This is a genomic window from Paenibacillus sp. Y5S-9 (genome assembly GCF_036894235.1).
In the GTDB taxonomy this organism is placed as follows: Bacteria; Bacillota; Bacilli; order Paenibacillales; family Paenibacillaceae; genus Paenibacillus.
Map to the genome: position 1 here is coordinate 824,580 of NZ_CP145887.1, position 13,524 is coordinate 838,103.

A 13,524-nucleotide genomic window follows, 5' to 3' on the forward strand; every position below is an offset into this window, starting at 1 on the left:
GACAGAATAGACTGAAGAAGCGAAGCGTCCGCCTTTATCCCCGGATTTTCCCCTTTTATATAAGGAACTAAAAAATCTGGGGATAACAGTGGTCGGAAGGTTATTCTGTCATCGGAGTGGTCTGAGCAACCTTAATATAAATTTTACTTGGAGGTGAATCCCTCAACCTGAGGGAAATCATTGGACGGAATAATAGCCTTGAATTTATTTTTAGTAGCCGTATTTATAGGTCTGACAGCCTTTTTCGTTGGAGCCGAATTTGCAATTCTTAAAGTACGGATGTCCCGAATCGATCAATTGATCTCGGAAGGGAACAAAAAGGCAGTACTGGCCAAGAAAGTGGCGCACAACCTGGATTATTATCTGTCAGCATGTCAATTGGGGATTACCATCACGGCGCTGGTATTGGGAGCCTTGGGTGAACCTACCGTTGAGAAAATGCTTCATCCGCTCTTTGAGCGCATGGAAGTGCCGGCGGCGTTGTCTACCGTGCTTTCCTACGGTATCGCTCTGGCGATCATTACGTTCCTGCACGTAGTTATTGGTGAATTGGCACCAAAAACGCTGGCGATTCAGTTTGCAGAGAGAATGACGCTGCTGCTGGCACCCCCACTGTACTGGTTCGGTAAAATCATGAATCCGTTCATTTATGCATTAAATGGAGCTGCTCGTCTGTTGCTTGGTATCTTTGGTGTGAAACCTGCCGGGCATGATACCGTTCACTCAGAAGAAGAGCTGAAGCTGATTATGGCACAGAGCTATGAGAGTGGCGAGATCAACCAGACAGAGCTGGACTATCTCAAAAACATTTTTGCTTTTGATGAGCGTTTGCTTCAGGAGATCATGATTCCACGAGATAAAATTGTTACGTTGAATAAGGAAATGCCGCTTGATCAGATCATTGAAACGCTGAATCGACACGAATACACCAGATACCCTGTTATTGCGAATGGGGATCAGGCTCATTTTGTGGGCTTTATTAACACAAAAGAAATGTTGACGAGTGTCGCTGCGGGCAGAGACTTTAATATGGAGACATTTGTCCATAATACGCCGAGTTTCTCCGAGCGTTCTCCAATCAAGGATGTGCTGATCCAGATGCAGCAAAGCCGTGTACACATTGCTACCGTGAAAAACGAGGCAGGTGCTACGGTAGGTATGGTTACGATGGAGGATATCCTTGAAGAGATTGTCGGAGACATCAAGGATGAATACGAGCATAAAGATTTGGTGAATCCACCAAAAAGAATGAAACTGGTTTAAGAAGCAGTAATACAAAATTGATACAGGAATACGAAACAACTAAGCAATCGTTATAACGCTAAGCAGGTTCCCGGAGTGATCGGGGCCTGCTTTTTGTATTAAATCTTAATTTTAAAATAAAAGCTTGCATATTTAGGTACAATGGATTAATATAAATTTAAAGAATCTTAATTTAAAGATAAATGACAAAAATCAATACTATAAATAAAAGACGCAAAACTAACCTATGATACTACTAAAACCAAGGGAGTGGAGATTATGTTCAGAACTTCAGGAATTCATCATATTACAGCTTTTGTTGACGATGCGCAGAAAAACGTTGATTTTTATGCAGGTGTGTTGGCGCTCAGACTGGTGAAAAAAACAATTAACTTTGATGCACCAGACGTGTATCACTTGTATTATGGGAATGAGCAGGGTGCACCGGGCACAATCATCACCTTTTTCCCACAGCAGAATTCAAGAAGAGGTGTCATTGGTTCCGGTCAGACTGGAGTTACCGTATATGCGGTTCCTGTAGGAAGCCTGCCTTTCTGGAAAGAACGTCTTGCTTCCTTCGATATTCCATATGAAAATAAAACCAGATTCGGTGAGCAGTACATTCGTTTCTTCGACAAAGGCGGTCTGTTGCTTGAACTGGTTGAGCGTGAAGGCGGTCAGCCAAGCAACTGGAGCTTTAACGGTGTGACACCGGAGCATGCCATCAAAGGATTTGGCGGAGCCGTATTGTTCAGCCACGTTCCTGAGAAAACCATGGACGTCTTGGTGAGCAAACTGGGTCTGGAGCAAGTCGGTGAAGAGAACGGACTCCTTCGTCTTCAGGCAAGCGGCGATATCGGTCAGATCATCGATATTCAGTCCACAGGCATCCAACGCGGGATTGGTGGAGCCGGTACGGTCCACCATATTGCATGGCGTGCCAAAGATTACGTGGAGCATGAACAAATTCAGCAGGATCTTGAACAATCCGGATATCATCCAACGCCAGTCATTGACCGTCAATATTTCAACGCTGTGTATTTCCGGGAGCCGGGTGGTATACTGTTCGAACTGGCTACGGATCCTCCGGGATTTGCACGGGATGAACCAGCAGAGAGCATGGGTGAGAAACTGATGTTGCCTGAATGGTATGAACCACAGCGTGAGCAGATTGAACAATTGTTGCCACGAATTGAAGTACGTGAATGGAAAGGAGAGTCCAAATCATGACTACAACCAATACAATGAAACATATCTATAAAGCAGGTGCTCAGCCGGATGCGCCAACAATCCTGTTGCTTCATGGCACAGGCGGAACCGAGAATGATCTGATCGGTCTGGCGGAGATGATCGCACCAGGAGCTGGCATACTTGGGGTGCGGGGGAACGTATCGGAGAACGGGATGCCCCGTTTCTTCCGTCGTCTGTCCGAAGGCATTTTTGACGAAGAAGATCTGATTGCTCGTACGGCGGAGTTGGGATCTTTTGTAGATGCAGCTGCGGTGGAATATGGGTTCGATCGGTCCAACGTGTATGCACTGGGTTACTCTAACGGTGCCAACATTGCGGCAAGCTTGATCTTCCATCAGGCAGATGTATTCAAAGGTGCAATTCTGCATCACCCGATGGTACCGCTGCGCGGACTGGAACTGCCGGATCTGAAAGGTCTGCCTGTGTTCATTGGTGCGGGCGAGAACGATCCGATTGTACCAAGACGTGAAACGGAGGAACTTGCTTCGCTACTCAGCGGTGCAGGTGCCGATGTAAACACACATTGGGAGCGTCAGGGTCATCAATTGACTCGTACCGAAGCAGAAGCCGCGGCAGCTTGGTTTAAGACACAGGCGTAAATTGGGTGGATAGACGGTTATGAAACGTATAGAGACAGCCTGATCGTGAAGATCGGGCTGTTTTCTCTTTTTATTTTGATCATCGTTAGGAAGAAGAAATGATGGACTGGTGTTATGTAACCGTTACTAACCGGGTAAACATTTGAATGTGTGGTAGATAACCTTGTATGCTTAGTAATATAGCTATACATCAACATCATGAACAGGAGGGGTTAATGTGGAACGTAACATCAAGGAACTGGTACAGCGGATGACACTGGAAGAAAAAGCGGGTATGTGCTCGGGACTGGACTTTTGGCATCTGAAAGGGGTGGAGCGTCTTGGCATTCCATCCATCATGGTGACGGACGGACCTCACGGGCTGCGCAAGCAGGATGGAAGTGCAGATCATCTAGGTCTGACGTCGAGCGTTCCTGCGACCTGTTTCCCGTCTGCGGCAGGACTGGCTAGTTCATGGGACAAGGAGCTGGCGCGTCAGGTCGGGGTGGCCCTGGGTGAGGAATGTCAGGCCGAGGATGTAGCGGTACTGCTTGGTCCGGGTGTGAATATTAAACGTTCCCCGCTGGGCGGGCGTAATTTTGAATACTTTTCCGAAGATCCGTTGTTATCTACGCAGATGGCTACCGGTCATATTCAGGGTGTACAGAGCCAAGGTGTGGGTACGTCTCTCAAACACTTCGCAGTTAATAATCAGGAAGAACGACGCATGTCGATTGATGCGGTTGTAGATGAACGGACACTGCGTGAGATATATCTGGCGAGTTTCGAAGGTGCGGTGAAGGATGGACAGCCGTGGACGGTGATGTGTTCTTACAATAAGGTGAACGGTACGTACGCAGGTGAGAATGAATGGTTACTTACGGATATCCTGAAAGACGAATGGGGACACGAAGGTCTTGTGGTGTCAGACTGGGGCGCGGTCAATGAACGTGCAGACGCCCTTGCAGCAGGACTGGAACTGGAGATGCCTACAAGTGGTGGAATCGGTAAGCGTAAAGTGATTGATGCTGTAGAGAGCGGACAACTGCCGCTGGACAAGCTGGATCGGGCGGTGGAGCGTCTGCTTACGCTGATCTTCAATGCTGTTGATCAGAAGCAAGAAGGGGCAACCTATAACAAGGATGAGCACCACCAACTTGCACGCAAGGTGGCAGCCGAGAGTATGGTCTTGCTGAAAAATGAAGAGAGTATCCTGCCGCTGGGACGTGAAGGCGAAGTGGCGTTAATCGGGGCATTTGCGCGCAAACCTCGCTTCCAGGGCGGCGGCAGTTCCCATATTAATCCGACCAAAGTGGATGATATTGTAGAAGAGATGACCCAGGTGGCTGGCGAAGGTGTAACCTTCTCGTATGCCCCGGGTTATCGGATTGAAGCGGATGATGTGGATGAGACATTAATGCATGAGGCTGTTCAGGCAGCGCAGTCGGCGGATACCGCTGTTGTGTTTGTTGGATTGCCAGATCGTTATGAATCCGAAGGGTATGATCGTGCCCATCTGCGTCTGCCTGACAATCATATTAGGCTGATCGAAGAGATTGCGAAGGTTCAATCACGTGTCGTCGTTGTGCTGAGCAACGGATCTCCAGTAGAGATGCCTTGGCTACCTCAGGTGCAAGCCGTGCTCGAAGCTTATCTTGGTGGACAGGCTGTTGGTGGAGCGATAGCTGATTTGTTGTATGGAGAGGTAAATCCGTCCGGTAAACTGGCAGAGACATTTCCTGCCAAGCTCAGCCATAATCCATCTTATCTGAATTTCCCGGGCGAAGGAGATCGTGTCGATTACCGGGAAGGCATCTTTGTTGGGTACCGCTATTATGATAAAAAAGAACTGGAGCCACTGTTCCCGTTTGGCTATGGACTGAGTTATACGACATTTGAATATGCTGATCTGAAGGTAGATCGCACAGAACTGACAGATCAGGATGGGGTGAACGTGCAAGTTAGGGTCACCAATACCGGAGACAGAGCGGGCAAGGAGATTGTACAGCTGTATGTCAGCGACGTAGAGAGCACAGTTATTCGTCCAGTCAAAGAACTGAAGGCTTTTGCCAAGGTGGCCCTTGAACCTGGAGAGTCAAAAGTGGTGAGCTTCACACTAAACAAGCGTTCATTCGCCTATTACAACGTGGATATGAAAGACTGGCATGTGGAGACCGGAGAGTTCGATATTCAGGTAGGTAGTTCCTCACGGGACATTCATGTGCACGCACGTGTGAATGTAGAGTCTACAGCGACATTCCTTCCAACCTATACGCGTAATAGTACATTGGGGGATATCCAGCGTGATCCGGCCCATAAAAAGCTGCTGGACCAGGCTTTGCAACAATTCCAGGAAGCCAGTGGGTTCGGCGGTGATGATGCCGGGGATCATGCAGATATGATGGATGCGATGATGAAATATATGCCGCTGCGTGCACTGGTTGCGTTTAGCGGTGGGGCCATGACGGAAGAAGCGATGAATGAACTTCTGGAGCAGCTGAACAACAAGGATCATGGTATTAGGGGATAAGGGGCTGTGCTCTTAAACCGAGTATTCGTCCATCCTTGGATTAAGCGATACGTGCAGGAACTGCGCACGAAGCAACAAGAAGGTGTATGTGAGGTCCAGCGACACAGTGGCTGGGACAGTTACCCGATCCGATCATGGATCGGGTTTTCTTTTTCATAAGGAAAAGGAGGGTTAACGGGACGGCGGGATGTGGGGTGATCCTTGCAACGTGACAGAGGTGACAGGACTGCTGTAACTTGCTGAAGCATCATGGTTGTCGTAAAGCATGGATTATTCTATAATGAAGTAATTGATAATCATTTTCAATTAGATTCGGTGATAGATGATTATGCACGTAATCAGGAGGGGAATATGAATCCTAACCCTAGCTCACATACGTTTGGTTCAAGTGCGTTTGTTCAGACCCGCGATGGTCGCAAACTACATTATATGTCCAGGGGAACAGGAGAACTGACGGTTGTATTTGAGTCCGGTATGGGCGTCTCCAGATCAAACTGGGGACTGGTTGCACCAGCCATTGCTGAGCATGCACGTGCAGTTGTGTATGACAGGGCAGGGGCGGGACGAAGTGATGTCGACTCGGCTCCCCGCAGCCTTGAACGCATTGCAGGGGATCTTGGAGAACTGCTGACAGCTCTGGGCCCGGGCCCATTCATTCTGGTTGGACATAGCTGGGGTGGTCCGATTGTACGGGTTGCGGCAGCTGCACATCTATCTCGATTACGTGGCATTATTCTGGTAGATCCATCAGACGAGCATTGCGAAATGTATTTTTCCAAGCTTACTAAAAAGAGCTTTGCCATCAATGGTTTCATTATTCCAATCATGGCGCGGACTGGCTTATATAAGATGCTTGGCAGCAAAGCTGGAAGTGTTCAGCCTGACGATGTGGCAGCGGATCACCTCAAGGAGGATTTCACTGTACGGGCAGCCAGCACGATGCTTGCGGAAGGTAAAACATTTCTGGATGACATGGCAGCACTGCTGGAACATCCTCCGGCTCTGGGTGATCTGGAAGTTAGCGTGATCTCGGGTACGAAACCGGGCAAGGGAGAGGGGAAAATCAGACCTGCCCTCATCACGGCGCATCGCCAGACGGTGAGCCAGCTATCCAATGCGAGATGGATTGGGGCGGATCAATCGGGACATATGGTTATGTATACAGACCCTCAGGTCATTATCGATGAAATTGTACGAATGATAAATGATGTGAGCTCAAGCGCAAGAACAGATCAAAAGTGATACAATACAAAGAAAAGCAGTGCGCGACATTGCTAGACCATAAAAGCGGAGTGTGGAGACAACATGAAACCAGTTGAACAAGAACCAACGGGAACCACAAGTCCCGGTCGTGCCAGTGTTGGCATGGAAGATATCGTGCGCGCACATCATGTGCTGCGTGAAGTCATTGTAAGAACGCCGTTGCAGCGGGACGCTGTATTGTCGGCCAAATATAACTGTAATGTGTATCTGAAAAGGGAAGACCTTCAAGTGGTGCGTTCGTTCAAAATCCGAGGCGCCTACAATATGATTCGCAGTCTGACGCCAGCCGAGATGGAGAAGGGTATTGTCTGTGCAAGTGCAGGCAACCATGCTCAAGGTGTCGCTTTTAGCTGTAATGCCCTTGGAATTAACGGCAAAATCTTCATGCCGAGTACAACCCCGAACCAGAAGGTGAAGCAGGTGAGACGTTTTGGCGGCAGCAACGTTGAAGTGGTGCTGATCGGAGATACGTATGACGATGCATACGCAGAAGCAATGCGTGCATGTGACGAACAGGGCATGACGTTCATCCATCCGTTTGATCAACCGAAGATTATTGCAGGTAATGGTACGGTAGCGATGGAAATCATGGAAAGTCTCGATGAGAATGCCGACTATGTGTTCGTGACGATTGGTGGCGGAGGGCTGGCAGCCGGCGTGGGAACCTACATGAAGACCATGAGTCCGGAGACACGCATCATTGGAGTTGAGCCACTTGGGGCAGCCTCCATGAGTGAGGCGATGTTCCGCAAACAGGTTGTGACGTTGGATGATATTGATAAATTCGTGGATGGCGCAGCGGTGAAACGGGTTGGTGATCTGACCTATGATATCTGCAGCAGTATACTTGATGACATTGTGAAAGTGCCAGAAGGCAAAGCCTGCACAACTATTCTGGAGCTCTATAATGAAAATGCGATTGTGGTTGAGCCTGCCGGTTCCTTGGCTGTTGCGGCGCTGGAGCAGTATCGTGAGCAAATTGTGGGCAAGACAGTGGTTTGCGTCATTAGTGGCGGGAACAATGATATTGACCGGATGCAGGAGATCAAGGAACGTTCCCTCATCTATGAAGGTCTGAAGTATTATTTCATGGTTAATTTCCCACAGCGTGCAGGAGCTTTGCGTGAATTTCTGGAGGAAGTTCTAGGGAAGAATGATGATATCACCCGATTTGAATATACGAAAAAGCATGATAAGGAAAATGGTCCTGCCTTGGTGGGCATCGAGCTGATGTACAAGGAAGATTACCAACCACTCATTGAACGTATGAACCGCAAAGGTATCGCCTATACCGAGCTGAACAAAAATCTGAATCTGTTCAACATGTTAATCTGATGAAACATTCCAGTATGCAATCAGACCACCAAGAAACATCTCCTCTGATCAGACCTGCGCGTATGGAAGATGCAGATCAGGTCATTCCGTTACTGTATCAGGCGATAGGAGACATTGCATACGCACTTGCAGGTGAGGCGGATCATGAGAAGGCGATGCAGATTTTGCAGGAGTTCTATGTACAGGAAAACAACCGGATTAGCTATCGTCATGTGACGGTGATGGAGCAGGATGGGCTGATCGCGGGGATTCTGGTAGCCTATGATGGCGGTGAAGCAGATCGTCTGGACCAGCCGATTCTGGATCGCCCTGGACGAAGCCAGGAAGAGAAGTATGCATTGGTCAAAGAAACCCGTCCGGGCGAGTATTATCTGGATACTCTCTCGGTAAGTGAAGCTTATCAGGGGCAGGGCATCGGCCGCGCACTGATGGCTGCGTTTGAGGAGCAAGGCAGAGATCTGGGTCACTCGCAGGTATCCCTGATTGTAGAACGGGACAATGGCCGTGCGCTAATGCTGTACGAACGGCAGGGATATGTCAAAGATGACGTGATTGTCATCGCAGGACATGAGTATAATCATATGGTCAAACCGATTCAATAATCCAGAGTGCTGACGATTTAGTAAGTTTTGACGATAGAAGCAAGAAAGAAACCGCCACAGGAGCGAATCCTGTGGCGGTTTTTGTTGTGGTTATCTGTTGGAATTTAGCCTGAATTTGAAACGGATGTTAACCTGGGGAACAGATTACTTAATAATTCGCATAGTCGCTGACCGGCACATTCTGCTCCAGCCATTTCTCGACAGCAGCCGTTTTTTCATACTTCGATTCCTTAACCACGTCCATAAAGGCATCCAGCTTGGTGAGGAATTCACTATCGACGGATGCAAGACGCTGCAAGACGCCGTTGTAGCCTCTTTGGGCGTTCGCAACCATTTTGTTCGTGTCATAATCAAACAGCGGTGTATTGTTCAGCCCATAAAAGGTATACAGGGTATAACTGTTTAACAGGTTATGCACCTGCTTGGCCCGATTTGATGTTGGATGCAGCTCCAGGAATCTTTCCTGGCTGAGTGCTCGAAGGAGAATTTCCTGATAGCCAATGACCAGAGCACCGTCATCCGCAGGCAAGTTTTTCGTTTCCTTTGTCATGATATGGATGTAGCTTGAGATATCCTCTTTAATTACAGAGGTATATTTCACGAATGCCGCATAATTCATTATGGGATATAGGGAGCCTTCGAGCATGACGAGGCGATAGCCGCTGTCACGAGCTTCTTTTAACAGTGCACGCAGATCGGAGTCCTGGGTACGCTCCATAAGTTTGGTGAAGCTATCGTTCAACTTGTAAGCCTTGATCATCTTGTCCTGAACGTTAGGAACCAGCAGGCGGTCCGTCATGGCACTTAGCGCCTTCAGGCGAGCATTCTCCAATTGAAGCACCATCAGGGTGGCGTGATGCTTTGTTACTTTTTTGATATGAGATTCGAGATAAGCATCCGCGGCAGGCAAGCCGTTCTTTTTGTAGAGCATGGACTGAAATGTTTTATATATGGTTGTTGAACTGGCAGTCGTGACTTTGTTGGTATCTGTACTGGAAGATGCGGCAGCAGCGACTCCAGATAATGGAGCGATAGCCGTTTGTAGCAGCATGAGGATAGCGGTGGCTGTAATGAAGGTGCGCATGCTTTTACGTGTGGCAGATTGGAACGATGATGTCATAGATATGAACCTCCCGTAGTTAAGAAAATGATAGGCGTTGTTCACTAGTCACTATACATTAACGCAATTGGGGCAGGATGTGGTTGCGGAATAGTGACAAATTCTTCTGTTATTTTTAACTTTTGGAGGGTGGAAGATAGAGGAAGATTTCTGCGAAAATATTTTTTGTACAACTGGAAACTTTTGAGCTGATCGGAACGTCTTAGTTGTGCACAGGTAAATACAGGAATGAATGAAAAGAACAACGAATCTATTTCGATGTTAACTACATGCGAGAATGGGGATATGGGATATGAGGAAAGCGGGAGGAAAACAAGTGAAGAAGGTAATGTCAGCGCTGGCTGTATCGGCCATGCTGATGTCCGCACTTCCAACGTCGGTTATGGATGCAGCTGCGAGGATCAGCATATATATTAATGATGCGGAGTTATCATCTGCTCAGGCACCTGTGATGAAAGGTGGACGCGTACTGGTTCCGCTTCGGTCGATTTTTGAAGGATTGGATGCGAAGGTACAGTACACGAACAGAACCAAAACGATTGTTGCAACGCGCGATGATCAGGAAGTTACTTTGACACTCGGTTCCAAAACGGCATACATCAACGGGGAAGCGATATCGCTGGATGTGCCTGCAAACACGATTAAGGGTAACACGATGGTTCCGATTCGTTTTGTCAGTGAAGCTTTTGGGGAAAAAGTATTCTGGAACTCACGCAATCAACGTGTAGATATCAAGACAACGGTAACACCTCCAGTGGATGAGACACAATATGCTGCATGGAACATCTATGGTTCGGTATCCGGAAGCAACGGAGATGGTCGTGACCTGACCGTGAGCTTTACACGTCCAACTTCAGAGAAGGCGGTATCTGCCTACCGGATTATGTTGGTGAAAACTCGTGATGTGAATAGCTTCACGGAGTCCTCAGCAACTGCCGTACCTGCTGCGAACTATACATCTGTTACACCGAATGGCAGCAACCCGAAGCTGACGCTTAATGCACAGACGCGTGACGTAAACGGGGATTTGCTCAATAGCAATGAAACGTATCGCCTGTATGTACTGACTGTTGGTAACAGCAGCAATAATTATAAAAATGCATTGAACTGGTCTTCCCAAGCTTTGAAGCTCAATAATGTGAAATCCACAGTACAGGCGGTTACAAGCCTGCGTGCTACAGATATTAGCGACTATGGCGATGGTCGCGATCTGGAGATTAACTTCACGCAGCCGAGCACGACATCGAACATTACGTATTATCGTGCTTTTGTTGTTAAAGCGAAGGACTCTTCTGCGTTCAATCTGGCTGCAGCGAACAAAGTGTCCAGTGCTAACTCCACGATTATATACAAAGGCAACAGTACCGCAGTGAAAAGCCAGCTGACTTCTTCGACACGGGATACGTCCGGCGAATTGATTAAAAGCGGCACAGCGTATGTGGTATACATCTTGTCCGTAAGCACAAATACAACAACAGACAGCAAGCTGTCCGCAGCATCCTCTTCACTTACGTTGTCCGTAAACACAGCAACATCTCCGGTAATTACGCAAGTGAGAGATAACTCGGATTATGGAGATGGTCGTGATATTCAGGTGAGCTTCAACCGCTCATCGGATGAGTCCAAGGTGGCGAATTATCGCGTCTTTGTGGTGCGCAACTCGGTTGCCAGCAACTTCAATCTGACGACAGCAAGTAACCTGTCCTCCAGTCTGTACTATACGGTGAATAAAACAGGCAACAACATTACAACGACATTACCTTCATCCATGAAGGACACAAGTGGTTATAACGTAACGAATCTGCAAGATTATCGCATCTTTGTGATGGCGGTGGGCAACCAGCAAAATGGATACACCAATGCGCTGTCAGCTTCCTCCACTGTGCTGAGACTGACAACGAACGGTAGCGCCGGAGTTATTAGCAACCTGGCTGTTGCGGATATTGGTGACTACGGTGATGGTCGTGATCTGCGGGTTTCGTTCAACAAAGCCGCGGATGAGTCCAGAATCTCTGCCTACCGAGTATATGTAGTTCGTTCCGCTAATGTGGGCAGCTTCACGTTGAGCGCAGCTAATGCGTCGAGCAACTATACGCAGGTGAACAAAACGGGTGGTAACCTGTCAGTAACGCTTCCGAACTATGCGGTAGATACCAATGGTTACACCATTACGAATAACGTTGCTTATCGAGTATTTGTGCTGTCGGTGAATAACAACGGAAACTCCAGTCAAAATGCTTTGTCTGGTTACTCTTCCCAAATTACGCTGACACAGAATGCAGCTATAACGGCTCCGAGTAATGTGGCTGCAACGGACATTGGGGATAATGGAGATGGTCGCGATATTCAGGTAACCTTCAATAAATCCGCAGATGAGACGAATGTAAGAGAATATCGAGTGTTCGTAGTGAAGGCGAATAGTACGTTGAGCCTGTCTACGGCGAGTGCTTTAAACAGCGCATACTATACGTCAGTGGGGAAAACGGGAAATAACCGATCGTTCACATTGCCGAGTGGGACAATAGCGACGGATGGTAGCAAGATTATCAACGGTGTAGAATATCGTGTATACGTTTTAGCTGTAAATAACAACGGGTCCCTGTCAAATGCGCTTTCTTCAGCATCAGGCATAATCAAATTAAACACTACGTCTACAGTGGAAGCAGTGAGCAGTGTTAAGGCAACTGTGAAAGAGGCATCGCAAGCAACAGGGGATGCAACAGATATTTTGATTACTTTCACGAAGCCCCGGAATGACACTGGAATTTCCAATTATGCAATAATGATAGTGCCTTCAAGTCAGGTTGATGTGTTTAACTTAAGTACAGCTAAAGCAGTTTTGAAATTAAATAACTACTTGAGTGTATCTAAGAATGGGTCAAGTACCGACGTCCAGCCTTTTGCGGTTACAACTGATGTTAATGGAGCTCCAATCGACTCAAGTAAATCCTATCAGGTCTTTGTCTTATCCGTGTCTGACAGCAACACACGTGAATCAAGTCTTTCTGGAGCGTCTAATATTATTAAGGTGAATCCGAAACAGCAACAACCGGTCGAAGTGAAGGCCGCAAGCCTTACTGCAACCGATGCAACTGGAGCTCAAGGACCTGCAATAAAAATTAATCTTACTCCGAATGCAACTGAACAAGGAATATCTCAATATAAAGTTTTTGTTGTGAAAAACGGTTCTAACTTTACTTTACCTGTAGCAAACGGTGTAAACAATACTGATCGCTTCCAGATTTTAGTAACAGGATCTAAAGAAGACCTGACACTGACCCTTTCGAAAGATACAGATGGCGATGCAATTGCTGCTGGAACGTCTTATCAAGTGTATGTCTTGTCTGTTGCGGATCAACAGCAAGCGACGGTTAACGCTTTATCCGCTCCTGCCTCAGTGCAATTGGCAGCTGCTCAGCAGCCAGCAACAGGTAGTCCAGCTTCTGATACCCCAGTGGTAGATCCAAATAATACAACATCACCATAAATTTGTGGCTCACGTGTTTCAACTATGAATTACTGTTTAACTACTCAAAACTCTCTTTTCATTTGAAAAGGGAGTTTTTTTATTATCCTAGCGCAACTGTCTCAATTAATAATTGA

At 47.4% G+C, this 13,524-nt stretch carries 9 protein-coding genes; 8 read left to right on the plus strand and 1 reads right to left on the minus strand.

The window, feature by feature from the left end; genetic code table 11:
- Positions 1–180: 180 nt before the first annotated feature.
- The 7 genes from V6669_RS03760 to V6669_RS03790 all read left to right on the plus strand — a co-directional run bounded on the left by V6669_RS03760 (position 181) and on the right by V6669_RS03790 (position 8,801).
- A complete protein-coding gene (locus V6669_RS03760; protein ID WP_124118555.1) occupies positions 181–1,263 on the plus strand; it encodes a hemolysin family protein in 1,083 nt (360 codons plus the stop codon).
- A gap of 255 nt (positions 1,264–1,518) precedes the next feature.
- A complete protein-coding gene (locus tag V6669_RS03765; protein ID WP_091038938.1) occupies positions 1,519–2,472 on the plus strand; it encodes a ring-cleaving dioxygenase in 954 nt (317 codons plus the stop codon).
- A gap of 14 nt (positions 2,473–2,486) precedes the next feature.
- Positions 2,487–3,092 (plus strand): alpha/beta hydrolase, encoded by a 606-nt coding sequence (locus V6669_RS03770; protein ID WP_338594831.1) that lies wholly within the window; start codon positions 2,487–2,489, stop codon positions 3,090–3,092.
- Between the two features lie 217 nt (positions 3,093–3,309).
- Positions 3,310–5,601: a glycoside hydrolase family 3 C-terminal domain-containing protein gene (locus tag V6669_RS03775; RefSeq protein ID WP_338590823.1), complete on the plus strand. Its 2,292-nt coding sequence runs from the start codon at positions 3,310–3,312 to the stop codon at positions 5,599–5,601.
- Positions 5,602–5,952: 351 nt separating this feature from the next.
- Positions 5,953–6,843 carry an alpha/beta hydrolase gene (locus V6669_RS03780; protein ID WP_338590825.1) on the plus strand — a complete coding sequence of 297 codons (891 nt, stop codon included), beginning with the start codon at positions 5,953–5,955 and terminating at the stop codon, positions 6,841–6,843.
- 63 nt (positions 6,844–6,906) lie between these two features.
- Positions 6,907–8,199: a threonine ammonia-lyase IlvA gene (gene ilvA, locus V6669_RS03785; protein ID WP_338590827.1), complete on the plus strand. Its 1,293-nt coding sequence runs from the start codon at positions 6,907–6,909 to the stop codon at positions 8,197–8,199.
- Positions 8,200–8,213: 14 nt separating this feature from the next.
- The gene (locus tag V6669_RS03790) at positions 8,214–8,801 is read left to right on the plus strand and encodes a GNAT family N-acetyltransferase (RefSeq protein WP_338590829.1); all 588 of its coding nucleotides are present in this window, start codon (positions 8,214–8,216) and stop codon (positions 8,799–8,801) included.
- A 148-nt stretch (positions 8,802–8,949) separates the two neighbouring features.
- On the opposite strand, the gene V6669_RS03795 is transcribed toward V6669_RS03790, so the two are convergent.
- The gene (locus V6669_RS03795) at positions 8,950–9,921 is read right to left on the minus strand and encodes a hypothetical protein (protein WP_338590831.1); all 972 of its coding nucleotides are present in this window, start codon (positions 9,919–9,921) and stop codon (positions 8,950–8,952) included.
- 316 nt (positions 9,922–10,237) lie between these two features.
- On the opposite strand from V6669_RS03795, the gene V6669_RS03800 reads away from it, so the two are divergent.
- Positions 10,238–13,408, plus strand: coding sequence for a copper amine oxidase N-terminal domain-containing protein (locus V6669_RS03800; protein ID WP_338590833.1), 3,171 nt, complete (start codon positions 10,238–10,240; stop codon positions 13,406–13,408).
- The last annotated feature ends 116 nt before the right edge of the window (positions 13,409–13,524 follow it).